The sequence below is a fragment of the Amycolatopsis sp. PSD-21 genome, assembly GCF_055561455.1.
The window spans coordinates 4,521,886-4,544,507 of sequence record NZ_CM145712.1 but is presented as its reverse complement, the minus strand read 5'-3'; the positions used below and the strand labels follow the sequence as shown (position 1 = coordinate 4,544,507).

At 70.3% G+C, this 22,622-nt stretch carries 24 protein-coding genes; 12 read left to right on the top strand and 12 right to left on the bottom strand.

Annotated features, from left to right (window positions below; genetic code table 11):
* The first annotated feature begins 75 nt into the window (after positions 1 to 75).
* Entirely contained in the window at positions 76 to 873 is a 798-nt protein-coding gene (locus ACZ1DY_RS21390) for a hypothetical protein (RefSeq protein ID WP_465485507.1), read from the top strand.
* 4 nt (positions 874 to 877) lie between these two features.
* Here ACZ1DY_RS21390 and ACZ1DY_RS21385 read toward each other — a convergent pair whose 3' ends face one another.
* Both ACZ1DY_RS21385 and ACZ1DY_RS21380 read right to left on the bottom strand, forming a co-directional pair.
* Positions 878 to 1,513, bottom strand: a complete 636-nt coding sequence (locus tag ACZ1DY_RS21385) for a VC0807 family protein (RefSeq protein ID WP_465485506.1) — start codon at positions 1,511 to 1,513, stop codon at positions 878 to 880.
* Positions 1,495 to 2,379 (bottom strand): alpha/beta fold hydrolase, encoded by an 885-nt coding sequence (locus tag ACZ1DY_RS21380; RefSeq protein WP_465485505.1) that lies wholly within the window; start codon positions 2,377 to 2,379, stop codon positions 1,495 to 1,497. The genes ACZ1DY_RS21385 and ACZ1DY_RS21380 overlap by 19 nt, the downstream gene beginning before the upstream one ends.
* 88 nt (positions 2,380 to 2,467) lie before the next feature.
* On the opposite strand from ACZ1DY_RS21380, the gene ACZ1DY_RS21375 reads away from it, so the two are divergent.
* Positions 2,468 to 3,040 (top strand): TetR/AcrR family transcriptional regulator, encoded by a 573-nt coding sequence (locus ACZ1DY_RS21375; RefSeq protein ID WP_465485504.1) that lies wholly within the window; start codon positions 2,468 to 2,470, stop codon positions 3,038 to 3,040.
* 400 nt (positions 3,041 to 3,440) lie between these two features.
* Here the strand turns inward: ACZ1DY_RS21375 and ACZ1DY_RS21370 are convergent, their stop codons facing one another.
* Entirely contained in the window at positions 3,441 to 4,487 is a 1,047-nt protein-coding gene (locus ACZ1DY_RS21370) for a ferrochelatase (protein WP_465485503.1), read from the bottom strand.
* 85 nt (positions 4,488 to 4,572) lie between these two features.
* On the opposite strand from ACZ1DY_RS21370, the gene ACZ1DY_RS21365 reads away from it, so the two are divergent.
* From ACZ1DY_RS21365 to ACZ1DY_RS21355, 3 genes are all read left to right on the top strand, one after another.
* Complete coding sequence (locus ACZ1DY_RS21365; RefSeq protein ID WP_465485502.1) at positions 4,573 to 5,157, top strand: TetR/AcrR family transcriptional regulator; 585 nt, start codon at positions 4,573 to 4,575, stop codon at positions 5,155 to 5,157.
* A gap of 70 nt (positions 5,158 to 5,227) precedes the next feature.
* The gene (locus ACZ1DY_RS21360; protein ID WP_465485501.1) at positions 5,228 to 6,409 is read left to right on the top strand and encodes a Cmx/CmrA family chloramphenicol efflux MFS transporter; all 1,182 of its coding nucleotides are present in this window, start codon (positions 5,228 to 5,230) and stop codon (positions 6,407 to 6,409) included.
* An 8-nt stretch (positions 6,410 to 6,417) separates the two neighbouring features.
* On the top strand, positions 6,418 to 6,819 hold the full coding sequence (locus tag ACZ1DY_RS21355; protein ID WP_257487041.1) for a nuclear transport factor 2 family protein: 402 nt from the start codon (positions 6,418 to 6,420) through the stop codon (positions 6,817 to 6,819).
* Here ACZ1DY_RS21355 and ACZ1DY_RS21350 read toward each other — a convergent pair.
* The 3 genes from ACZ1DY_RS21350 to fabG form a co-directional block, all read right to left on the bottom strand.
* Positions 6,816 to 7,226: a nuclear transport factor 2 family protein gene (locus ACZ1DY_RS21350; protein WP_465485500.1), complete on the bottom strand. Its 411-nt coding sequence runs from the start codon at positions 7,224 to 7,226 to the stop codon at positions 6,816 to 6,818. The two genes, ACZ1DY_RS21355 and ACZ1DY_RS21350, sit on opposite strands and share 4 nt — an antisense overlap.
* 84 nt (positions 7,227 to 7,310) lie before the next feature.
* Complete coding sequence (gene fabI, locus ACZ1DY_RS21345) at positions 7,311 to 8,078, bottom strand: enoyl-ACP reductase FabI (RefSeq protein ID WP_061986623.1); 768 nt, start codon at positions 8,076 to 8,078, stop codon at positions 7,311 to 7,313.
* A gap of 52 nt (positions 8,079 to 8,130) precedes the next feature.
* The gene (gene fabG / locus ACZ1DY_RS21340; RefSeq protein WP_016334125.1) at positions 8,131 to 8,835 is read right to left on the bottom strand and encodes a beta-ketoacyl-ACP reductase; all 705 of its coding nucleotides are present in this window, start codon (positions 8,833 to 8,835) and stop codon (positions 8,131 to 8,133) included.
* Positions 8,836 to 9,026: 191 nt separating this feature from the next.
* On the opposite strand from fabG, the gene ACZ1DY_RS21335 reads away from it, so the two are divergent.
* The 6 genes from ACZ1DY_RS21335 (at position 9,027) to ACZ1DY_RS21310 (ending at position 15,295) form a co-directional block, all read left to right on the top strand.
* On the top strand, positions 9,027 to 10,385 hold the full coding sequence (locus tag ACZ1DY_RS21335) for an MFS transporter (RefSeq protein ID WP_034306557.1): 1,359 nt from the start codon (positions 9,027 to 9,029) through the stop codon (positions 10,383 to 10,385).
* A 10-nt stretch (positions 10,386 to 10,395) separates the two neighbouring features.
* Positions 10,396 to 11,064, top strand: coding sequence for a response regulator transcription factor (locus ACZ1DY_RS21330; protein WP_465485499.1), 669 nt, complete (start codon positions 10,396 to 10,398; stop codon positions 11,062 to 11,064).
* 3 nt (positions 11,065 to 11,067) lie between these two features.
* Positions 11,068 to 12,471 carry a sensor histidine kinase gene (locus ACZ1DY_RS21325; RefSeq protein ID WP_465485498.1) on the top strand — a complete coding sequence of 468 codons (1,404 nt, stop codon included), beginning with the start codon at positions 11,068 to 11,070 and terminating at the stop codon, positions 12,469 to 12,471.
* Positions 12,468 to 13,409, top strand: a complete 942-nt coding sequence (locus tag ACZ1DY_RS21320) for a TAXI family TRAP transporter solute-binding subunit (protein WP_465485497.1) — start codon at positions 12,468 to 12,470, stop codon at positions 13,407 to 13,409. The genes ACZ1DY_RS21325 and ACZ1DY_RS21320 overlap by 4 nt, the downstream gene beginning before the upstream one ends.
* 100 nt (positions 13,410 to 13,509) lie before the next feature.
* Entirely contained in the window at positions 13,510 to 14,793 is a 1,284-nt protein-coding gene (locus tag ACZ1DY_RS21315) for an alpha/beta hydrolase family protein (protein WP_465485496.1), read from the top strand.
* Positions 14,794 to 14,863: 70 nt separating this feature from the next.
* Positions 14,864 to 15,295 carry an acyl-CoA thioesterase gene (locus ACZ1DY_RS21310; protein WP_465485495.1) on the top strand — a complete coding sequence of 144 codons (432 nt, stop codon included), beginning with the start codon at positions 14,864 to 14,866 and terminating at the stop codon, positions 15,293 to 15,295.
* Here ACZ1DY_RS21310 and ACZ1DY_RS21305 read toward each other — a convergent pair.
* The gene (locus ACZ1DY_RS21305; protein WP_465485494.1) at positions 15,283 to 16,878 is read right to left on the bottom strand and encodes an alkaline phosphatase D family protein; all 1,596 of its coding nucleotides are present in this window, start codon (positions 16,876 to 16,878) and stop codon (positions 15,283 to 15,285) included. The genes ACZ1DY_RS21310 and ACZ1DY_RS21305 overlap by 13 nt on opposite strands.
* 111 nt (positions 16,879 to 16,989) lie before the next feature.
* Here ACZ1DY_RS21305 and ACZ1DY_RS21300 point away from each other — a divergent pair, with 111 nt between their 5' ends.
* Entirely contained in the window at positions 16,990 to 17,451 is a 462-nt protein-coding gene (locus tag ACZ1DY_RS21300; RefSeq protein ID WP_037337394.1) for a tRNA (cytidine(34)-2'-O)-methyltransferase, read from the top strand.
* 106 nt (positions 17,452 to 17,557) lie between these two features.
* Here ACZ1DY_RS21300 and ACZ1DY_RS21295 read toward each other — a convergent pair whose 3' ends face one another.
* The 5 genes from ACZ1DY_RS21295 to ACZ1DY_RS21275 all read right to left on the bottom strand — a co-directional run bounded on the left by ACZ1DY_RS21295 (position 17,558) and on the right by ACZ1DY_RS21275 (position 22,574).
* On the bottom strand, positions 17,558 to 18,538 hold the full coding sequence (locus ACZ1DY_RS21295) for a VWA domain-containing protein (RefSeq protein WP_257487049.1): 981 nt from the start codon (positions 18,536 to 18,538) through the stop codon (positions 17,558 to 17,560).
* On the bottom strand, positions 18,535 to 19,419 hold the full coding sequence (locus ACZ1DY_RS21290) for a DUF58 domain-containing protein (protein ID WP_257489986.1): 885 nt from the start codon (positions 19,417 to 19,419) through the stop codon (positions 18,535 to 18,537). The genes ACZ1DY_RS21295 and ACZ1DY_RS21290 overlap by 4 nt, the downstream gene beginning before the upstream one ends.
* A gap of 66 nt (positions 19,420 to 19,485) precedes the next feature.
* Positions 19,486 to 20,556, bottom strand: coding sequence for an AAA family ATPase (locus ACZ1DY_RS21285; protein WP_034306533.1), 1,071 nt, complete (start codon positions 20,554 to 20,556; stop codon positions 19,486 to 19,488).
* A gap of 117 nt (positions 20,557 to 20,673) precedes the next feature.
* Complete coding sequence (mobA, locus tag ACZ1DY_RS21280; protein ID WP_465485493.1) at positions 20,674 to 21,216, bottom strand: molybdenum cofactor guanylyltransferase; 543 nt, start codon at positions 21,214 to 21,216, stop codon at positions 20,674 to 20,676.
* A 2-nt stretch (positions 21,217 to 21,218) separates the two neighbouring features.
* Complete coding sequence (locus ACZ1DY_RS21275) at positions 21,219 to 22,574, bottom strand: NlpC/P60 family protein (protein ID WP_465485492.1); 1,356 nt, start codon at positions 22,572 to 22,574, stop codon at positions 21,219 to 21,221.
* Positions 22,575 to 22,622 lie beyond the last annotated feature (48 nt).

The window sequence follows — 22,622 nt, the reverse complement described above, 5'->3', positions numbered from 1 at the left end:
GGTGATCGCGAACGGCAAGCCGGGGTTAACCCTCCCATAGCCGGGTTTCGCCGGAGCACGACTAAAATCAGTCCGGTGTGCCGTCCTAGTGCGACCCTCGCGGTCTGGTCTTCGGCGTGGCTGAACGGAGCCGCCGCCTCCGACGACGTCCTTGACGCCCTGCAGGTCTGGGGCGACGCCCACGACTTCGTCGCCGCGGACGCGGCGGCCGCCGAGGCGTTCGACCTGCCGCTCGCGTTCAACCGGGCGGCGACCCCGGTCCAGCTGCTGCTCGCCCTGCGCGCGCAGGGCGCCAAGAGCATGCAGCTCCTGCTTCCGGTCCCCGGCGACGTGCGTGGCCTGGGTGGCGGCGGACCGTTCACCGAGGCCGCGTTGCGGATCGGAGAGGCCGTCCTGCTGCCGGACCTCGGTTACGGAGTGGTCCCCGAGGCGATCGCCGAAGGGCTCATGCGGTGGACGGTGTACTCGGTACCGATGCCGGGCGTCCTCGAATACCGCCCGCTGGGCGAGGCCGAACACGGCCTGACCGACGCGATCCGCGCGAGCGCGGGTGCCCTTCAGTCACTGGACGTCGCCAGCGAGCGGCCAGGGGTGCGGGCGGAACTTTCGGCGCGGCTCCGGGCCGCCACCGACGCGCCCTGGCCTGCCGGGATGCCCAGCAGGGCGCTTCGGGTGCTCCAGCGTTCCCAGGAGATCGCGGCGATCCTCGCCATCGCCGAAGCCGACGACCCGGGCGGCGCGCTCTCTTCGTCGGCGGCGCTCCGGCGGGCGGAGGCGCTGCGGCCGCTGACCGAAGCGGTCCGCAACGCCCGGTACGCGGCGATCAACGAAGCGGTGCGAGTGTTCGCCGAACAAGCGGACAGGCACCCATAGGTCTTCACGTGGCCACGGTGTGCCTTTTCAGGACTTTCTCGGCATAGCGGACGGACCACAGGGAAAGCCCGCCGATGACCGCGAGCAGCAGGACCACGCTGAGCGCGTTCATCACGTCGGCCGACAGGGTGTAGACCAGCGGCACCCGGATCGCGGCCTCCAGCAGCAGCGCCACGCCCCAGACCGCCGACATCCGGGTGAACGCCCGCCGGAAACCGGGGACCCCGTCGCTCAGCCGGTCGATCTCCGCGCGTTTCGCCGCGCTGGAACCGGCCCGCACGGCCACGAGCACCATCGGGGTGCGGCTGAAGCAGCTGAGCAGCAGGACGATCGCGGCGGTCGCGGTGGCGAAGGATTCCTTCAGCAACAGGAATTTCGCGTCCCCGGTGACCAGCGAAAGGACCAGCCCGACGCCGAGCACACCGGCCAGCAACGCGGCGAAACCGTCGAAGGCCCGGTCCCTGACCGCGACCCACGCGATCCGGGCCGCCGCCACCCCCGCCCCGGCCAGCAGCGAGACCTGCTCGCTCTGCCCGGCGAGCCGCAGCCCGTAGTAGGCGGCCAGCGGGAGCGCGACGTCCCAGAACAGCAAGGACAGCGTGGGGTTCTTGCCGCGCGCGCTCACGAGTCCGTCTCGCATTCGGCCAGGAACTTCAGGACGCGCGCGTTGACCTCGGCAGCGGATTCGCCGGCGATGGCGTGGGTCGCCGACGGCCACAGCTCGACCTGACCTCGCGACAGGAACTCACGGGCGCGGGCCGCCGCGCGTTCCGGGTTGTGGATGACGCTGCGCCCGGCGATGAGGGCCAGCACAGGCAGCCGCAGGGAGCGCAGTTGCTCGTCGGTGAACAACCTTGGCGACGGCAGGGCGATGCGGTAGGTCCGCATTCCCTCGTCGATCACCCGCGCGACCGGATCCGTGGCGTCGACCTCCGCGCCGCCGGAGATCCAGTCGAGGAACGACGGGCGCGCCCATCGGCCGATCCCGGGGATCGCGGCGAGCGTCGCGCGGACGACCAGTCCCGCGGTCAGCCCGCCGAACGTCAGCACGGGGTCGATCACGGTGAGCGATTTCAGCCGTTCCGGTGCCCGCACCGCGAGGTTGGTCGCGAGCCAGCCACCGAACGAGTACCCGATCAGGTGCACGGACGGCAGGGCGAGTTCGGCGAGCACCGTGCTCAGCCACGCGGCCTGGTCCGCGCCGTCGCGGATCGGGGCGGTCTGTTCACTGCGGCCCGCTTCGCCGATGAGGTCCACCGCGAACACTTCGCCGTGCGCGAGCAGCGCGGCGAGGTTGGGTTCCCACATCACCGCGGTCCCCGCGCGGCCGGGCAGCAGCACGATCGGCGTCGCGCCCGGCTGCCCGAACCGGTACACGCGCGCCACCCCGAACGCCGTCCGGACGTCGTGGATCCCGGCCGGCGCGGGCAAAGCCGCCATACCTCGTTCGTAGACGGCCTCGTACTCGGCGCGCGCCTCCGGCGAGGCGAATCCGCCCACCTTCATTCTCACCCCTCCTTTTTACGGTACGATCGGATTGTAAACAGTTGGTGAGACGTTGGCAATCCGATCGGACTGCGAAAAAGGAGTACGGGTGCCCAAACGAGTCGATCACGAGGACCGACGGCGGCAGATCGCCGCGGCCGTTCGCCGCATCGCGGCCGACCGGGGACTCGAAGGGGTGAGCCTGAATGAGGTCGCGGCCGACGCCGGCATCTCGAAGGGGTCCGTCCAGCACTACTTCTCGTCGCGGGACGAGATGCTGCGGTACGCGACGACCACCCTGCGGGGTGGCATCGAGAAGCGCATCGCCACACCGTCCGAACCGAGCGTCCGAGACCTGCTCGTCGCCCTACTGCCCTTGGACGAGGCGGGCCGGGACCACGCGCTCGTCGCGAACGCCTTCGTGGTGCGCGCGCTCAAGGATCCGGAGATCGCCGGCCACTTCCGGACCGGGCACGGCCAGCTCCGCGACGCGGTGGCGGCCCTGCTTTCCGTCGCACGGGAGGCGGGCGACCTCCTGCCCGCCATCGACCCGGTCAGGGAGGCCGACCTCCTGCTCGCGCTGGTGTCCGGCCTCGGCGACGCGGTGCTGCTCGGCTACCAGTCCGGCGACGAGGCCATCGCCCTCATCGACCTGCACCTGTCTCGGATCGCGGCCCGATGACGATCGGCCTCGTGAGTGGTGAGGCCGGTTACGACCAAGGGGTCTGAGGCATCTACCGGACGTGGCCTTGGTCGAAGGTCCGTGAAGGCCTCCTTGCCTACCTTGAGAGTAGGCAAGGAGGCCTTCACGGACCTTCGCGACGCCATCCGAAGCCCCGCCAACACCACCTGCCCCAGCAGTCACAGCGGTCGCACCGAAGGGCCCCTCTCCTCGGCTCAGCCGAAGAAACTCGACCTTCGCACCTCGCCAAGTACGTGAAGGACCCCTTCACTGCGCTAGGCGCAATGAAGGGGTCCTTCACGTACTGCCGGAGGAAGGGCAGCGGTGGCATGGCGGGACTCGGTCTCGTGAGTGGTAAAGACGGTTAGAACCGTCTTTACCACTCACGAGGCCTGGGCACTTAAGGGCGAGCGGGCCTCTTCGCGGGCTCGCAGCATCCGATCGCGCAAGGCGCGCCGTTGACCGTGCACCCGGCCGCCGGGAACGGCGACAGCTTCCGTGGCGGCAGCCCCTCGATGTGCTCCCTGACCAGTTCCACGACGAGTTCGGCGAAACGCGGGTCGGTGTCCGGCGTCGCGGCCCGCGCGAAGCCCATGCCGTGCTCCGCGGCCCGCTCGGCGGCCTCGTTGTCGAGGTCCCAGATCACCTCGAGGTGGTCGGACACGAAACCCACCGGGCAGACGACCACCGAGGTGACGCCTTCCGCGTGCAGCGCGTCGATGTGGTCGACGATGTCCGGCTCCAGCCACGGAACCTGCGGCGGGCCGGAGCGCGACTGCCAGACGACGTCGTAGGTCTCGATCCCCGCTTCGGCCGCGACGAGACGGGCGGCCTCGGCGATCTGGCGCGAGTAACGCCGTCCGCCTTCCGACGGCGGACCGGACGCGGTGTCGGCGGACTCGGGGACCGAGTGGGCGCAGAACACCGTGCGGGTCCCGGGCTTGTTGCCCAGCTTCGCGTGCGCGGCCCGGACCGCGTCGGCGAAGGCGGCGATGAACAGCGGGTGATCGAAGAACTGCCGCAGCTTCACCAGTTCCGGCGCGCCGTCGCCGACCGCCGCGCGGGCACGCTCGATGTCCTCGTCGTACTGGCGGCAGGCGGAGTAGCCGCCGTACGCACTCGTCGGGAAGACCAGCACGCGCCGGGCACCCGCCTCGGTGATCTCGGCGAGCGTGTCCTCGACCATCGGCCGCCAGTTGCGGTTGCCGAAGTGGACGGGCAGCTCGATCCCGGCGGCCGCGAGCTGCTTCTCCACCGCGGAGATCGCGTCCCGGTTGAGCCGGTTGATCGGCGAGACCCCGCCGAAGTGCTGGTAGTGCTCCGAGACCTCGAGCAGTCGTTCCCGGGGGACCCCACGGCCCCGCGTGACGTTCTCCAGGAACGGCATCACCTCGTCGGGCCCCTCGGGACCACCGAACGAAAGCCAAAGCAGCGCGTCGTAACCCACCCCGCCATCTTGCCGCTGTGGCGCCCCGCACGCTGACCCGGCCCATTTTGAACCGACCGATCCAAAACCTGGTACGGTCACTTCCATGGCCAGGCCGAAGGAATTCGACGAGCGCGCCGCGATCGGGCGCGCCATGGACGCGTTCTGGGCACGCGGCTACGAGGGCACATCGACACAGGCCCTCTGCGAAGCCACCGGTTTGGGCCGCAGCAGCATCTACAACACCTTCACCAGCAAGCACGAACTGTTCATGCGCGCGCTCGATCACTACGCCGATCGCGGGATCGTGGCCAGGACGGCTTTGCTGGAGGAGTCCGGGACCGGCGTCGAGCGGTTCCGCTCCCTGTTCGCGTACACGATCGACGAAGAAGCCGAACATCCCGGACGAGGCTGCCTCGTGGTCAACACGGTGGCCGAATTCGGCGAGCGCGACGCCGAGATCAAGGCGCGGATCGACGCCGACACCCGGCGGCACCTCGCCCTGCTTTCGGCCTGCGCCAAGGAAGGGCAGCTCGACGGGACGATCGACGGCGGCCGCGACCCCGGTGCGATCGCCGAGTTCGCCCACAGCACCGTCGCCGGCCTCCGGCTGATGTCCCGCCGAGGCGCCGGCCGGGCGGCCATGGAGTCCGTCGCCGCCATCGCGATGGACGCGATCGCCGCGAAGTAGACCGAAACAACCCCTGTGCGCAACGCTGCCCACATTTTGGACTGATCAATACAAAACTGGAGGAACTTCCGTGCCTTTGGCAGTCTGCGTACTCGGACTGAGCGTGTTCGCGCTCGGCACGTCCGAGTTCATGATCACCGGCCTGCTGCCGGGGATGGCGGCCGATCTGAACGTCGGCATCCCGGAGGCCGGGCTGCTCATCTCGGCCTTCGCGATCGGCATGGTCGTCGGCGCTCCCCTGCTCGCGATCGCGACCCTGAGGGTGCCGAGGCGCGCCACCCTGATGGCCCTGCTGGTCGTCTTCGGGCTCTCGCACGTCGTCGGCGCGCTGGGCTCGGGGTACGCCCTGCTCTTCGCGACACGCGTCGTCAGCGCGGTCGCCTGCGCCGGTTTCTGGGCGGTCGCGGCGGCCACCGCCGTCGCGCTGGTCCCGGTCGAGCGCCGTGGCCGCGCGCTGGCCATCCTGGTCGGCGGCCTCACCGTCGCGAACATCGCCGGCGTTCCCGCCGGGACCTTCCTCGGCCAGCACGCGGGCTGGCGGGCGGCCTTCTGGGCGGTCACGGCGCTGACCGTCGTCGCGTTGATCGGGGTCTTCGCGCTGGTCCCGGAGACACAGAACGGTCAGGACAAGACCGACGTCGCGACCGAACTGCGGCTCTACCGCGGCGGCCGGTTCTGGCTGGCACTCGGCGTGATCGCGCTCGCGCAGGCGATGATCTTCGCGACCTTCAGCTACCTCGCGCCCTTGCTGACCGAGGTCGCCGGCCTGCCGGAAAGCTGGGTGCCGGGAGTTCTGTCCCTATTCGGGCTCGGCGCGCTGATCGGCATCACCGCCGGCGGCAGGCTCGCCGACGCGAGGCCCTTCGCGACCCTTTACGGCGGCCTCGCCGTCGCACTGGTCGCCCTGATCCTGCTCGCGCTCTCGGGCCCGGCGACCCCGCTCGCGATCTTCGCCGTGTTCCTGTTCGGCGTCGCCGGATTCGGGGTCAATCCCGCCTTGAACGTCCGCGCCTTCGCCGTGGCGGGCAACGCGCCCACCCTCGTCGGCGCGAGCACGACCGCCGCGTTCAACGTCGGCAACACCGTCGGCCCGTGGCTCGGCGGCGAATCGATCGACGCCGGTCTCGGCTATCCCAGCGTCGCGTGGGTGAGCGTCGGGCTCGGCGCCGCCACCGTCGTCGCGCTGACCTTCGCCGCCGGTGTCCAGCGCACCGACGACATCCGCCTGCTTCGCGAACCCGTTACCCAGTAAGGAGAATCATGTCCGAACGAACGCGATCCACCCTCGACGAGTTCTTCCGCCGAATGTCCACAGGAGACACTGACGGCGCCACGGAACTGTTCGCCGACAACGTCACGTGGGACATCCCCGGTGCCACCGAACTCGTCCCGTGGATCGGCCCGCGCCGGAACCGGGCGGAGATCCGCGAGTTCTTCGAGCTGCTCGACAAGGGGCTCGTGAAGGACCGGTTCGACGTCGAGCGCGTCCTCGTCGACGGGCCGCACGCGGTCGCGATCGGGCGCCTGCGCTCGACTATCCGCAGCACCGGCAAGGTGATCCAGACGGCCTTCACCATCGAGTTCGAGGTGAACGACGACGGCCTGATCACCAAGTACCTGCTGCTCGAAGACTCGTGGCACGTCGCGAACGCCGTCCTCTAGCCCGCCGCCGCGGGGATGGCGGCGTCCATGATGCCGGTGGCCTGCGAGTACCGGCACCTCCACTGCCCGTCTTCGGCGCGGATGTAGGTGTCGCTGTGCCAGCACTCGTGGACGGGGATGTCGGTGCCGTCGACGCTTAGGGCGATCAGGCAGCGGTAGCGCAGCACGGCGAGCGTCTCGGACGCCAGGACATCGATCTCGGAGGTCGTTTCGAGCCGACTGTAGGCCAGTTCGCCGGTCGTCAGACGGCGCCGGTACTCGGCCTTGTCCCAGACCGTCCCGGTCGGGTTGCACAGCTGGTAGGCGGGGTCGTGCAGCGCGTCGAATACGGCCGTGTCGACGGTGAGCAGCGCCTCGACTCGCTGCTGTTCCAGCTGGGCGAGGTGGCTGGTGAGACTTTCGGACATGGCCGCAAGCCTAGTGACCCCGCCGATGAAGGCCTCTTCCCTCGGCTGAGCCGAGGGAAGAGGCCTTCACGGGCTTGAAAAGACCTAGAAACCGGTGGCGTGCAGGCCGCCGTCGACCATGATCATCGAGCCGGTGGTGGCGGGCAGCCAGTCCGACAGCACGGCGCAGACGGACTTCGCCGTCGGGTCCGGGTCGGAGCTGTCCCAGCCGAGCGGCGCGCGGTCGCCCCAGCCGTTCTCCAGGTCGGCGAAACCGGGGATCGACTTCGCGGCCATGGTCTTCATCGGGCCGGCGCTGACCAGGTTGACCCGGATGCCCTGCGGGCCCAGGTCCCGCGCCAGGTACCGGTTCACCGACTCCAGCGCCGCCTTCGCCACGCCCATCCAGTTGTAGGCGGGCCACGCGACGCGCGCGTCGAAGTCCATGCCGACGATCGACGAACCGCGCGAGAGCAGCGGCAGCGTCGCGACCGCGAGCGCCTTGAAGGAGTACGCCGAGACGTCGACGGCCACCTTCACGTCCTCGCTCGGGGCGTCCAGGAACGGCGCGCCGAGGCAGGACTGCGGGGCGAACCCGATCGAGTGCAGCACGCCGTCGAGCCCGTCGACGTGCTCACGCACCCGGTCGGCGAGCGAGTCGAGGTGCTCCTGGTTGGTGACGTCCAGCTCCAGCACCGGCGCCTCCTCGGGGAGACGCTTGGCGATGCGCTCGACGAGCGACAGCCTGCCGAAGCCGGTGAGCACGACCTTCGCGCCCTCCTGCTGCGCGATCTTGGCCGCGTGGAACGCGAGCGAGGCGTCGGTGATGACGCCGGTGATCAGCAGGCGCTTGCCTTCGAGCAGTCCTGGCACGGGACCTCCAGTCCGGAGTGGGTTTGCGATCAGTACGGGAAAAACGGGGACGTCAGTGGCCCATGCCGAGGCCGCCGTCGACCGGCAGCACCGCGCCGTTGACGTAACCGGCCTCTTCGGAGGCGAGGTAGCGGACGGCGGCGGCGATCTCCGACGGCTCGGCGTACCGGCCGGAGGGGACCTGGGCGAGGATCTCCTTCTTGCGGTCCTCGCCGAGCTCGTCGGTCATGTCCGTGGCGACGAAGCCCGGCGCGATGACGTTCGAGGTGATGTTGCGCGAGCCCAGCTCACGCGCGAGCGAGCGGGCGAGACCGACGAGACCGGCCTTGCTCGCCGCGTAGTTGACCTGACCGGCGGACCCGGTGAGCCCGACGACGGACGAGATGAAGATGTAGCGCCCCCACTTGCCGCGCAGCATGCCGCGGGAAGCGCGTTTGGCGACCCGGTACGCGCCGGTGAGGTTGGCGTCGACCACGCGGGTGAACTGCTCCTCGCTCATGCGCATGAGGAGGGTGTCGTCGGTCATGCCGGCGTTCGCGACGAGGACCTCGACCGGGCCCTGGTGCTCCTCGACGAGCTTGAAGGCGGCGTCGATCTGCTCGGCGTCGGTGACGTCGGCCTGCACCCCGAAGAGGCCTTCGGGCGCGCCGGAACCGCGGTGCGTGATCGCGACCTTGTGCCCCTGCGCCGCGAGGTCCTTCGCGATCGCCAAACCGATGCCGCGGTTGCCGCCGGTGACCAGTACCGACCGTCCCACAGAGCTCTCCTCGCCTCGTCCTGTCGCGCTGACGGCACTGAGGTTATCGGCTCGCCAGGTTCGCGCCGGAGCCGCGCCACCCCTACCTCCGGGTAACCGCGACCGTCCTAAGCGGATGTTAGGAAGCGCGCCGAAACCTTGCCCGGCCGTCACGGATTGTTCACCGTGAGCCGGAACACAGGAGGTCAAAGATGACAACCCGGATCGGCGAATCCACGCCGCCCGTGAGCGAACGTCGAGTCGTCGGCAACGTGCTGCGCGGCTCGATCGGCAACCTGGTCGAGTGGTACGACTGGTACGCCTACGCCGCTTTCACCACGTACTTCGCCAAGTCCTTCTTCCCCACCAAGGACACGACGGCGGCCTTCCTCGGCACCGCGGCGGTGTTCGCCGTCGGCTTCCTCATGCGGCCGCTCGGCGGCTGGATGCTCGGCCGGTTCGCCGACCGGTTCGGGCGACGAAGCGCACTCGTGCTTTCCGTCACGTTGATGGCGGCGGGATCGCTGATGATCGCGCTGACGCCGACCTACGCCACGATCGGGATCGCCGCGCCGATCCTGCTGCTGGTGGCCCGGCTCATCCAGGGCCTCTCGGTCGGCGGCGAGTATTCGACCTCCGCGACCTATCTGTCCGAAGTGGCCACCCCGGGCAAACGCGGTTTCTACTCCAGCTTCCAGTACGTGACGCTGTACGGCGGCCAGTTGCTGGCGCTCGGTCTCCAGCTGCTGCTGCAGGCCATCCTGACCGAGCAGCAGCTGACCTCGTGGGGCTGGCGGATCGCCTTCGTCGTCGGCGCGCTCGCCGCCGTCGTCGTGATGGTCCTGCGCCGAGGGATGGACGAGTCGGCCAGCTTCGAGGAGACCAAGGCCTCGGGCACCGGCAAGGACGCGGGCGACAAGGGCACGCTGCGGGCGCTGATCAAGTACCCCAAGGAGATCGCGCTCGTCGTCGGCCTCACCCTCGGCGGCACGGTTTCGTTCTACACCTTCGCCACCTACAGCCAGAAGTTCATGGAGAACACCGCGGGCATCCCGCGCCGGACGGTGACGCTGATCCTGTTCTGCGCGATCCTCGTCGCCGCGATCCTGCAGCCGTTCGCGGGCAAGCTGTCCGACCGGATCGGCCGCCGCCCGCTGCTGATGTTCTTCGGGATCGCCGGCACCCTGCTGACCGTCCCGATCATGACGCTGATGGGCGGGACGAAGGAGCCGGTGCTCGCCTTCCTGCTGATGCTGGCCGGCCTGGTGATCGTCACCGGGTATACCTCGATCAACGCGATCGTGAAGGCCGAGCTGTTCCCGACGAAGATCCGCGCGATCGGCGTCGGCCTCCCCTACGCGCTCACCGTGGCGATCTTCGGCGGCACGGCCGAGCTCATCGCGCAGGCGCTGAAGGGGGCAGGCCACGAATCGGTGTTCTTCTACTACGTCGCGGGCTGTGTCCTGGTGTCGCTCATCGTGTACGGCACAATGCGGGAAACCTCGAAGACCTCGGAGCTGGACAAGAAGAAGCAGCCCGAGCCCGAGCTCGTGTCCGGCCGCGAAGGCTAGGCGGGAAGGTGTGGCCGTGCGGGTGCTGCTCGTCGAGGACGACGCCGGTGTCGCCGACGCGCTCGCCGAAGCGCTGCAAACGCGCGGCCACACCGTCTCCCACGCGATCCGCGGCAGCGACGCGCTGCACCGGCATCGCGCGGCCGACGTGATCCTGCTGGATCTCAACCTGCCCGACATGCACGGACTCGACGTCCTCAGGAAGGTCCGGCAGGTCTCGCCGGTGCCGGTGCTCGTGCTCACCGCGAGCGGGGACGAACGGTCCGTGGTGCGCGGGCTGCGGCTCGGCGCCGACGACTACCTGACCAAGCCCATCCGCCTGGCCGAACTGCTGGCGAGGATGGACGCGGTCGTCCGCCGTGCCGCCGTCTCCGCCGCACCGCAGGACGGCGTCGTCCGGATCGAGGACGTCGAGATCGACCTCGGCGCGCGCCGCGTGCTGGTCGGCGGGAACGACATCGGGCTCACCGCCAAGGAGTTCGCCGTCCTGGCCGTGCTCGCCGCGCGGCCGGGCACGGCGGTGAGCCGTCAGCAGCTGATGGACGAGGTCTGGGGCGACGCGTATCTCGCCGTCTCCCGGTCGCTCGACGTGCACCTGACCCAGTTGCGCGCGAAGCTCGACAGGCCGGGATTGCTGACCACGATCCGGGGTTTCGGCTACCGGCTCGGCCGGGACTGACCGGTGCGCACCCGGCTGCTGGTCGTCCTCGTCGCGCTCGCGCTGACCGTGGTCGCCGCGTTCGCGATCCCGCTGTTCGGCTCGACCGCCGCGCAGCGGACCCAGCAGCTGGTGATCGCCCGCAACGCCGACGTCGACCGGTTCGTCGTCCTGGCGCAGCAGGCCGTCGACGCCGCCGACCCGACCGCGCTGGCGGTCGACGCCGAGCGGTATTCGTCGTTATACGGCGAGGCCGTCGTGGTGGTCGACGCGCGCGGGGTGCCGCTGGTGGAGACCGGCGGGATGACGGCCGCCGAACCCGTGGTCCGTTCGCTGGTCGAGGCCGCGCTCCGCAACCAGCCCGCCAAAGGCCCCGAACAGCTGAGCCCGTGGTCGGCCGATCCGGTCCATTTCGCCCGTCCGGTGGGCACCGGGACCCGGGTGGCCGGCGTGGTGGTGCTTCGCGCGTCGGTGACCACGGCGGCGGCCGACGTCGCCGCCCGCTGGTCCGCGATCGTCGCGGGCGCGGTGCTGGTCGCGGCCGTGTTCGTGCTGCTCGCGGTCCTGCTGGCGCGCTGGATGGTGCGGCCGTTGCACGAACTGGAGACCGGCGTGCAGGCGGTGACCGAAGGGCATCGCGCCCAGGTTCCCGACCGGGCCGGGCCCCGCGAGCTGCGTTCCCTCGCGACGTCGTTCAACCGGATGTCCGACGCCGTCGTCGAAGCGTCCGAACAGCAGCGGCGGCTCGTCGCGGACGCCTCGCACCAGCTGCGCAATCCCATGGCCGCCCTGCGGTTGCGGGTGGATTCGCTGGCCGCCCAGGTCGACGGGGACGGCCAGCGGGCCTATCGCGCGACCGTCGCGGAGGTCGAACGGCTGGAGTCCCTGCTCGACGGCCTGCTCGCGCTGGCGCTCGCCGAAAGCGCCGCGACCCGGCTCGCCGCGGGCGAGTCCGGTGACGAACCCTGCGATCTTCCGGCCGTCCTGGCCGAACGGGTCGACGCGTGGCGTCCTTCTGCCGAAGACGCAGGAGTCGGCCTCGCGGCTTCGGAAGGCCACGACGAGCCGGTTCCGGTGCGGTGTGAGGAAAGCGAACTGGCCCAAGTGCTGGACGTCCTGCTGGACAACGCGGTGCACTACGCGGGACGCGGCGCCACGATCACCACCGGCTACGAAACCGGTGACACGACAGCGACGCTCTTCGTGTCCGACAACGGCCCCGGACTGTCCGAAGAGGACCGGGAGCGCGCGACCGAACGCTTCTGGCGGGCCGGGGGCGACGGCGCGCCACGCGGCACGGGCCTCGGCCTCGCGATCGCGAGCCAGCACGTGCTCGCCAGGGGCGGGAAACTCGAATTGCGTGAGGCGAAACCACACGGGCTCGAGGTCCGCGTCGAACTTCCTCTCGCGGCAGGGGAAAAGGCATGACGGTCACCAGGCGCACCGCACTCCTCGCCGGGCTAGCGACGATCGCCGGATGTTCGGCCACGGGCTATCAGGGCCCGGAGCGTGAGGTCTTCATCGCGGCAGGCGAGAGCGGCGGTTTCTATCTCGCCTTCGCGGAACTCCTCGCCCAGCGGCTGAACCAGGCGGAACCACGGCTGCGGGCGAGCGCCGTCGCCACCGAAGCCAGTGTCGAGAACCTGCGGCGGCTACGGGATGGCCGGGCCGATCTCGGACTCGTCCTCGGCGACGTCGCCGAGTCCGCCTTCGCCGGTGCGGAGCCGTTCTCCGTGCCGATCGCGTTCTCGGCCATCGGCCGCGTCTACGAGAACTACCACCAGCTCGTGGTCCGGGTGGACGGCGGAGTGCGCTCGCTCGCCGATCTGACCGGGCGGCCGGTGGCGATGGGCGCGAGCGGATCCGGTGTCGCGGTGTTCAGCACGCGCCTGTTCGCCCGCGCCGGGGTCCCGGTGAAGGCCAAGAACCTCCTTCTGGGTGAAGCGATCAACGCGCTGGCGGCCCACGAGGTCGACGCGCTGCTCTGGTCCGGTGGGATCCCGACCCCCGCGCTCACCGAACTGAACCGGACCACCCCGATCACCCTTCTCCCGCTCGACGCCCATCTCCCCGCCCTGCGCGTCGGCTACGGCCCGGTGTACGACCAGGTCCACGTTCCGGCGCAGGCCTATCAGGGCGTGGGCGAGCTGCGGACCATCGGCGTCGCGAACCTGCTGCTGGCGGCCCCTTCCCTGCCGGACGACGTCGCCGCGGCGGTGACCCGGGTACTGGCCGGGCACGCCGCCGATCTCGTCCCGACGGCCGCGGTGGGGACGCAGTTCCTCGACGTCCGGACGCTGATCGGCACCGGCAAGGTCCCGCTGCATCCCGGGGCCACCTCGGCCTACCGTGCCCTGCACGGGTGATCCGGGCTCCATCTTCAGAGGGATGCGCGTCGCACCGGGGCGCTGCCATGGTCGGAAACAGGCGGCCGTCGGGCCGCCCCGACCCGGAAGGACTCCCGCAGTGGGATCGAGACACACCAGGGTGATGCGGGGTTCGGCGCTGATCGCGGGCCTCGCGCTCGCGGGCGGGCTCGCCACGGCGGCTCCCGCCGTCGCGGCCGACCAGGCCGAACTCACCGCACCGGCCCTCACCGGCCACCACGAGGTCGGCACGACCGATCTCCACCTCGTCGACCCGTCCCGCCCCGACCCGTGGAAACCGGAGCGGCGCCGGGAGCTCATGGTCACCGTCACCTATCCGGCGGACCGGTTCGCCGACGGACCGCGCGCGCCGTGGTTCACACCCGGGATGAGCTCCGTCATCGACCAGGTGCTGGCGAGTGAGGACTACCTCGGTCTCCCCGCGGGCTCCATCGACTGGCCGTCGGCGAAGCGGCGGGCCGAGATCGGCGTCCCCGCGGCGCACGGCGCACCGAAGCCGGTGGCGCTCTTCTCCCCCGGTTTCGGCGGGCCGCGGGAGACGTACACGGCGATCGTCGACGACCTGGCGAGCCGCGGGTACGTCGTCGTCTCGCTCTCGCACACCTACGAGAGCGCCGCGGTCGAGTTCCCCGGCGGACGGCTCGAAACGGCCGTCTCGGGCGAAGGCCCCGACTTCATGAAGAAGGCGCTCGACGCGCGGGTCGCCGACAGCCGGTTCGTCCTCGACCAGCTGGCGAAGATCACCCGCGGGCAGAACCCGGACGCGGAGAACCGGCCGCTCCCCCGCGGGCTCGGCTGGTCGCTCGACCTGTCCAGGGTCGGCGCCTACGGTCACTCCTACGGCGGGTTCACCGCGGGCGAGACGATGGTCCACGACCGCCGGGTCGACGCGGGGATCAACCTCGACGGCGCGATGGCGACCGCGTTCGGCTACCCGCCGGGCAGCGCCTACGTACCCGGTGAGGTCACGAAACGCGGTCTCGACCGGCCGTTCCTGCTGATGGGAGCCGAGGGTGTCGACGAGAACGGCAAGCCGCTGGAGCACACGCACCGGCAGCCCGACTTCGACCGCAGCTGGGCGGATTTCTGGGCGAACCAGCGGGGCTGGAAGCGGGACCTGCTGCTGCGCGGCGGAAGCACGCACATGGCGTACAGCGATCTCCAGGTCGTGGTGCCGCAGCTCGGTTCGCGGGTGGCGCCGGAGAAGCGTGAGGCCGTCATCGGCACGATCGATCCCCGCCGTTCGCTGGCCGCGCAACGGGACTACATCGGCGCGTTCTTCGATCTGCACCTGAAGGGCCGGGACCGGCACCTGTTCGACGGCGAGTCGCCGCGTCACCCGAACATCGACTTCATCGAGTGAGCGGACGCGCGTGAAGGCCCCCTTCCCCCGGCTCAGCCGCGGGAAGGGGGCCTTCACGTAGGTTGGAACCGTGACCGAGCCACGGAAACCGATCGTCGAAATGCCGCTGCGCGTGCGCTACCACGAATGCGACGGGCAGGGCATCGTGTTCAACGCCAACTACCTCGCCTATGTGGACATGGCCATGTTCGAAGTGGAGAAAGCCCTCTTCGGCTCCCACCAGGAGGCACTGGCCCGCGGTGTCGACGTCGTCGTCGCCGAATCCAACCTCCGCTACCGCGCGCCCTGCCGCTACGACGACGAACTGGTCGTTGCCGTCTACCTGGACCACCTCGGGACGACCTCGCTGATCATCGATTTCGAGATCACCCGCGGCGGTGACCTGTGCACCGAGGTGAAGACCCGGTACGTCTTCGTCGATCCGAAGACGCTCATGAAGGCGGCGCCACCCGCGTCGGTGCGCGAGGTGTACGCCGCCCTCCTGCCCGCTCAGCCGGACTGAACGCCGGGCCGCCGGTCTTCGACGACGTAGCTGGCGCGCGTGCTGATCGGCGCGCCAGGGGTGTTGACGAACGGAACCACCCGGAAGTCGCTCCGCCAGCGCTGCCGGTTGACGTTGACCCGGACGTACCCGCGCTGGCTGTTGAAGAACTTCATGTGGGGGTTGGCCTTCAGCAGGTTCTCACCGGCCGGCGTCATGTCGGCGCCGTTGCCGCCGCTGGTGATCGACGTCCCGACGAACTCGCTCGCCACGGTGGGCGAATCGGGGTCGGTGAAGTCGCGCTTGAGGTCCCAGGCGTAGTTCTGGTGCCGGTCGCCGGTGATGACCACCAGGTTCCGCACGCCGCGGTCCTGCGCGGCGGCGAGCACGCGGTCGCGGTCGGCGACGTAGCCGTCCCACGGGTCGAGGTGGACGTTCGTCGCCTCGCCCGCGTCGGTGTCGGTCTGGCCCATGGGCGCCTGGTTGCCGAGGATCTGCCACCGCGCGCGGGACCGGGAGAAGCCGTCGAGCAGCCAGTTTCGCTGCTCCGAGCCGAGCAGGGTGCGGTTCTCGTCGAACCGTTCCGTGCAGCTCGCCGACTGGCCGTCACCGCACGGCTGGTCGTCACGGTACTGGCGGGTGTCGAGCATGGTGAAGTCGGCCAGCGTGCCGTAGCTCAGCCGCCGGTGGAGACGCGCGTCCGGCCCCTTCGGCAGCTGCGCGATCCGGTACGGCAGATGCTCGTACATCGCTTGGAACGCCTCGGCCCGCCGCTGCCGGAACACCGCGCGGTCCTGGTCCGGTTCCTTGTCGATCTGCGAGATGTCGCCGGCCCAGTTGTTCTCCACCTCGTGGTCGTCGTTGACGTGGATCCACGGGAAGGCGGCGTGCGCGGCCATCAGCGGCGCTTCGGACTTGTAGAGCGCGTACTGGAGCCGGTAGCGGGCCAGGTCGAAGGTCTCGCCCTTGAACTGCGGCCCCACCGGCGTTCCGCGGCCGACACCCGTGACACCGCTTTCGTAGAGGTAGTCGCCCAGGTGCACGACCAGGTCGAGATCCTCGGCCGCCATGTGGTCGTAGGCGGTGAAGTGCCCGGCCTCCCAGCTCTGGCAGGACGCGAACGCGAAGTTCAGCTCGCGCGGCGACGACCACGCGACCGGCGCCGTGCGGGTGCGCCCGACCGGCGAGATCTCGCCACCCGTGCGGAAACGGTAGAAGTACTCGTGGTCCGGCGCGAGGCCGTGGACCTCGGGGTGCACGGAGTGACCGAGTTCGGGCGTGGCGACCACGGATCCGCGGCGGACGACGGCGCGGAAACGCTCGTCGAGCGACACTTCGTACTCGACCCGGACCGGTGTCCGCGGCATACCGCCGAAGCCGTCGGCCTCGTACGGCTTCGGCGCGAGCCTGGTCCAGAGCACGACACCGCCGGGCAACGGGTCGCCCGACGCGACACCGAGGGTGAACGGGTTACCGGCACCGCTGGCGAGCGGCATCGCGCCGGCGGCGTTCCAGGCACCGGTCCCCAGCAGGACTGCGGCCGCGCCGGCGGAGCCATATCCGAGGAAGCGACGCCGCGACAGGGGGTGAGGGAGCGAAGGCATGAAGCCCTCCTGTGGTGGGATGGTCACGGGCGGGCCTCATGCTCGTCCGGCTTGATGGCCGCCCGGCCGCGCTCAGGCGAAGCGCCCGTGAACGAAAGACGATCAACCCTCGTGTTCCGCATCCTGTTCTACCGCCCGGAAATCCCGCCCAACACGGGTAACGCGATCCGCTTGACCGCGAACACCGGCTGCGAGCTCCACCTGGTGGAGCCGCTCGGTTTCACGCTGGAGGACAAGCAGTTGCGGCGAGCCGGGCTCGACTACCACGACCTCGCGCGAGTCCACGTGCACGCGGATCTCGACGCGGCTTGGGCGGCTTTGCTGCCCGCCCGGGTCTACGCGTTCAGCGCTTCGGCGACGCGGCTGCACACCGACGTCGCCTACGAGCCCGGGGACGTCCTGATGTTCGGGCCGGAGTCGGCGGGGCTGCCCGCCGAGATCCAGGAGTCCCCGCAGGTGACCGACCGGGTGCGGCTGCCGATGCTGCCGTCGAGCCGGTCGCTGAACCTGTCGAACACCGCGGCGATCAGCGTCTACGAGGCCTGGCGGCAGAACGGCTTCGCGACCCCGTAGCTCCCCGCCCTGGCGCAACCGCAGGCGTTGCGAAAGCCACTTTCGCAACGTTGAAGGTTGCGAAAGTGGCTTTCGCAACACGCTGCCGCCGCTCTCGGAAAGGCCGCTAAGGCAGTCTCTGCCCCAGGAACAGCGAAGCCGCGGCACCGATCATCAGCACCAAAGTCCCGAGAATCACCCAGGGACGGCTCGCGTCCGCGTCCTTGAGCTCATACCCGATCTGCTCACCGAGGTCGTCGTACACGCGCTTCAGCTCTTCGGCGCTGGCCGCCTTGTAGAAGTCGCCACCCGAAAGCCGGGCGATCTCCTCCAGCGACTCGACGTCGACCTTGACTTCCTGCGGTTTGCCGTCGATGTCGACCGAACCGTGCGTGGTCCCGAACGCGATCGACGAGATCGGCACCTGTGCCTGCTTCGCCGCCTGCGCCGCCGTGTAGCCGCCGCGCGGGGCGTACAGGTCGTCCGGAACGGTCTGCTTCCCGTCACTCATCAGGACGATCCGGGCGGGAGGCGGGCCTTCGGCTCCGCCCACGATCGCCGAGAAGCTCTCGATCGACTGCAACGCGGCGAAAATCCCTTCACCGGTGGCCGTCGACTGCGCCAGCTTGAGATTGTCGATCGCCTTCACCACGCCACCGCGGTCGGTGGTCGGCGCGACCAGCACGGTCGCCGTCCCCGCGAAGGAGATCAGCCCGAGGTTCACCCCCGGCGTCATGTTCTGCGCGAACGAACGCGCCGACTCCTGGGCCGCCTTCAGCCGGGTCGGGGCGACGTCGGTCGCCTCCATCGACAGGGAGGTGTCGATCACCAGCATCACGGTGGCCCGGTTGCGGGGCACCTTCTGCTCGGCCGTCGGCCCGGCGAGCGCGACGGTGAGCACCAGCAGCGAAAGCACGATCAGGATGGCGGGAACGTGCCGCACCCATCCCTGGCTCTTCGGCGCGACCTTCTCCAGCAGCTCCAGGTTGGCGAACCGCATGGTGCGCTTGCGCCGCGCGCGCTGGGAAAGCACGTAGCCCACGGCCACCGCGGCGACCGCCAGCAGCAGCAGGAACCACCACGGCGAGGCGAATCCGGTGAGGCTCACGCGACACCACCGGACCAGCGGCGCTTGCGGGCCACCACGAACCGGACCATGTCCGCGATCCAGTCCGAATCGGTGCGCAGCACCAGATGCGCGGCACCGGCGCGGCGCAGCGCGGCCGCGACCTCCTGCCGGTGAGCATGCGCCGCGGCGCCGAATTCCTTGCGCAGCAAGGCCGAAGCGTGCACTTCGCGCTGTTTCCCTGTCTCCGGGTCGGCCAGCACGACGGTGCCCACGTCGGGCAGGTCGATGTCGCGCGGGTCGAGGACTTCGATGGCGATGAGGTCGTGGTGCCCGCCGAGCGCGCGCAGCGGCCGCTGCCATTCGGTGTCGCCGAGGAAGTCGGAGATCACGACGGCGAGCCCGCGACGACGGGGCGGGCGCCGCAGCTTCTCCAGCGCCGCGGCGAGATCCCCGCGGACACCTTCTTCGGCACGCGGGGTCTCGGCGATCTTGCGGACCAGTCCCCGCGCGTGCGGGAGCCCGCCGCGCGCCGGGATCCGCGTGATGCTGCCCGCCCCGTTGGTGACGAGCGCGCCGATCCGGTTGCCTCCACCGCCGGTGAGGTGGGCGACCGCGGCCGTCGCGCAGACGACCAGGTCGCGCTTCTCGCACAGCGCGGTGCCGAAGTCGAGGCTCGCGGACACGTCCGCCACCAGCCACGTCTCCAGTTCACGGTCGGCGACGGTCTCCCGGATATGCGGGCTCGTCGTCCGGGCGGTCACCGCCCAGTCCATCCGGCGGACGTCGTCGCCGGGCTGGTAAGGCCGGGCCTCCCCCGGTTCCGAACCGGGCCCCGGCACCAGGCCGAGATGGTTACCCTGCAGCAGGCCGTCGAGACGGCGGCGCACGTCGAGTTCGAGCGTGCGCAGGCCCGCCTCCATCCGCTCCCCGCGGAGTACCGGCGGAGCCCAGGAAGGACGTTCGCCCTTCTCGTTCTTCACGCTTCCCTACCTGACCGGTGCGCCGGCCGGGACCGGGCCGCCCTGTCCGGCGCCGCCCTGCGGACGGGCCGAGACCTGCGGCAACGGCACGGTCTGCAGCACCCGCGTGATGATGTGGTCGATGGGCACGCCGTCGGCGAGCGCGTCGTAGGACAGCACGAGCCGGTGCCGCAGCACGTCGGGAACGACGTCGACGACGTCCTGCGGCAGCACGTAATCCCGGCCGCGAACCAGTGCCAGCGCACGGGCCGCCGCGATGATGCCGAGGCTGGCGCGCGGCGAGGCACCGTAGGACACCCAGCCCGCGACGTCGGCGAGGCCGTGGTCGTTCGGCGTGCGGGTGGTGAGCACGAGGCGGACGACGTAGTCGACCAGCGCGTGGTGCACGAAGACCTGCGAAGCGACGTTCTGCAGCCGGACCAGTTCGGCCGGGGTCAGCACCTCTTGCGGGGTGGGCGGGGTGACGCCCATCCGGTAGATGATCTCCCGCTCCTCCTCGGCCGTCGGGTATTCGACGACGATCTTGAAGAGGAAGCGGTCACGCTGCGCCTCGGGCAGCGGGTACACACCCTCGTTCTCGATCGGGTTCTGCGTGGCGAGCACGAGGAACGGGTCGGGCATCGGGAAGGTCTGGCCGCCGATCGACACGTGCCGCTCGGCCATCACCTCGAGCATCGCCGACTGCACCTTCGCCGGCGCGCGGTTGATCTCGTCGGCGAGCACGAAGTTCGCCACCACCGGGCCGAGTTCGACGTCGAACCGCTCCGCGCCCTGGCGGTAGATCCGGGTGCCGAGGATGTCGGCGGGGACGAGGTCCGGGGTGAACTGCACCCGCGAGAACGAACCGCCGACCACGCGCGCGAAGGTCTCGACGGCGAGCGTCTTCGCGACACCGGGAACGCCTTCGAGCAGGAGGTGCCCCCTGGCCAGCAGGCCGACCAGCATCCGCTCGACCAGCCTGTCCTGGCCGACGATGATCCGCTTGACCTCGAACACGGTCCGCTCAAGCAACTGGGCGTCCCGCGCCGGCGTTCCGGGCTGCTGCTGCGCGCCGTCGGCGTAGCCGGGCTCGGTCACTGTGCCTCCTGTGTTCCCCGCTTGCGTACATGCGTCCGGATGTGACCGTAGTGGTCGGTGACACAGCCGTTCGTGACGGTAGCCAACCCGATCAGCGGTATGACGGCTGTGAAGCTCTCAGGAGAGCCGGTCCAGATCCTCGGGCGTGTCGATGTCGTCGCTTTCGCCCGGTTCCCCGGGTACCTCGACGATCTCCAGCCCGCCCAGCGTCCGCCGCAGCGACGCGTTCTCCACCGTCTCCGGCAGGGCGTCGCGCAGTGCCTCCGCACGCCAGGCGCCGAGCAGCCATTGCCGCTCCCCCGAGGCATCGACCAGCACCGCGCCCGCGGCGGACCCGAGGCCGGCCAGCAACCTCTCCACAGTGGACTTCCGCACGCCCGCGAGATCACCGGCCAGCACCACGACGAGCTCCGTGCGCACCAACGCGAGCCCGGCGGCCAGCGCGGCCACCGGCCCCGTTCCCGGCGAAGACTCCCGGGTCCAGACGACGTCGCCGAATCCCGGCCGTTCCGGGCCGACGACGATCACCGGATCGGCGTCCGCGAGCGCGGCCAAAGCCCTGGCAAGCAACGGCTTCCCGCCGACGGGGAGCGCGGGTTTGTCCACACCGGACAGGCGACGCGCGGCGCCGCCGGCCAGCACGATCCCCGCGTAGGGCACGCTCAGCCGATCAAGCGGGTCGCGTACGGCATGATGCCGCCGTAGCGCACCGGCGCGATGCGGACCCGCAGACCGGACTGCGGCGCCTCGACCATCTGCCCGTTCCCGAGGTACATCGCGACGTGGTGGATACCCCGCGCGCTGCCGCCCCAGAAGAGCATGTCGCCGCGGCGCATCTGCGACAGCGGCACCTTCCGCCCGGCGTTGTACTGGTAGCCGCTGTAGTGCGGGAGCGACTTCACCCCGGCGAACGCGTAGATCATCAGGCCCGAGCAGTCGAAGCCGATCTTGTTGTAGTCGCCGTAACGGTCCGCCGTGCCACCGTCGCGGATACCGCGCGTCGGCCCGGACGTGTTGCCACCGCCCCAGGCGTACACCACGCCGAGTTGCGACAAAGCCCGCCGGACGACGGCTTCGACGCTCGCCCCGGCGGGGGCGGACTGGACGGGCCTGCCGGTCGGACGGCCACCGCCGCCCTGGCTGGGGCTGGGCCTCGACGCGGCGAGAGCGGCCTGACGGGCGCGTTCCTCGTCCTCGCGAGCCTTCTGCGCCTTCCAGTCTTCGTAACGCTGGCGCTGCCCCTGCAGGCCGCTGACCTTCTGCTGTGCTTCGAAGAGCTGCTTCTCGACGCTCGCGCGGTCGGCTTCGAGCTTCTCGTTCTGCGCGGCCTGGGTGTCCTGCGCGTGCTGCGCGGCGCTCTGCGCGTTGTCGGCCTCGTGCTTGGCCGCGTCGGCCGCGCGCTTGCGCTCCTGCGCGATCTCCAGCTTCTTGCGCGCGGTCGCGTCCTTGTTGGACTTGTCCGTCTGCGCGCGCTTCATCGTGTCGAGCGCGTTGAGCCTGCTGCCACCCACCGCGTCGAGCATCTGGGCGCGGCCGAGCAGTTCCTTCGGACTGTTGGCCGTCAGATAGGCCGAAACCGAGCCGATCTTGCTGCCCTGCTGGAAGCTGGCGGCGGCGAACCGGTCGAGGTCGGCGCGGGCCTTGTCGATGGCGGCCTGCGCGGCGTCGGATTCGGTGCGCGCGGCCTTCGCGTCGCGATCGGCCTGCGCGGCTTCGTCCTGCGCGGTCTCCGCGTCGACCCTCGCCTTGTTGGCCTCTTCCATCTTCAGCTGGACGTCGTCGTTGAGCTGGGCAAGCTTCGACTCGGCCTGGGCAAGCTGGTTCGTGAGCCTGCCGACGTCACCCGCCTTGGCGTTGGCCTCGGCCTTGCTGGAGTTGATTTCGGAATCGCTGGGGTTCGGCGGAGGCGGCGGAACCGCGACGGCCGTGCCCGTCACCCCCAGCAACAGGGCGATGGCGAGCGCGCCGATGGTCATGCCACGGCGGGCACCGGCCCCAGACCCGGCTTCACCACGCACGATCCACCCACCTCCCGATCTTGAACAACGACCTCACTGTGCCACTGC

Excerpts from the sequence above, each read along its gene's own strand:
- ACZ1DY_RS21305 (WP_465485494.1), bottom strand. The coding sequence starts at position 16,878 with ATGCCTTCGCTCCCTCACCCCCTGTCGCGGCGTCGCTTCCTCGGATAT.
- ACZ1DY_RS21350 (WP_465485500.1), bottom strand. The coding sequence starts at position 7,226 with ATGTCCGAAAGTCTCACCAGCCACCTCGCCCAGCTGGAACAGCAGCGA.
- ACZ1DY_RS21355 (WP_257487041.1), top strand. The coding sequence starts at position 6,418 with ATGTCCGAACGAACGCGATCCACCCTCGACGAGTTCTTCCGCCGAATG.
- ACZ1DY_RS21290 (WP_257489986.1), bottom strand. The coding sequence starts at position 19,419 with ATGGAGGCGGGCCTGCGCACGCTCGAACTCGACGTGCGCCGCCGTCTC.
- ACZ1DY_RS21385 (WP_465485506.1), bottom strand. The coding sequence starts at position 1,513 with ATGCGAGACGGACTCGTGAGCGCGCGCGGCAAGAACCCCACGCTGTCC.
- ACZ1DY_RS21365 (WP_465485502.1), top strand. The coding sequence starts at position 4,573 with ATGGCCAGGCCGAAGGAATTCGACGAGCGCGCCGCGATCGGGCGCGCC.
- ACZ1DY_RS21320 (WP_465485497.1), top strand. The coding sequence starts at position 12,468 with ATGACGGTCACCAGGCGCACCGCACTCCTCGCCGGGCTAGCGACGATC.
- ACZ1DY_RS21335 (WP_034306557.1), top strand. The coding sequence starts at position 9,027 with ATGACAACCCGGATCGGCGAATCCACGCCGCCCGTGAGCGAACGTCGA.
- ACZ1DY_RS21380 (WP_465485505.1), bottom strand. The coding sequence starts at position 2,379 with ATGAAGGTGGGCGGATTCGCCTCGCCGGAGGCGCGCGCCGAGTACGAG.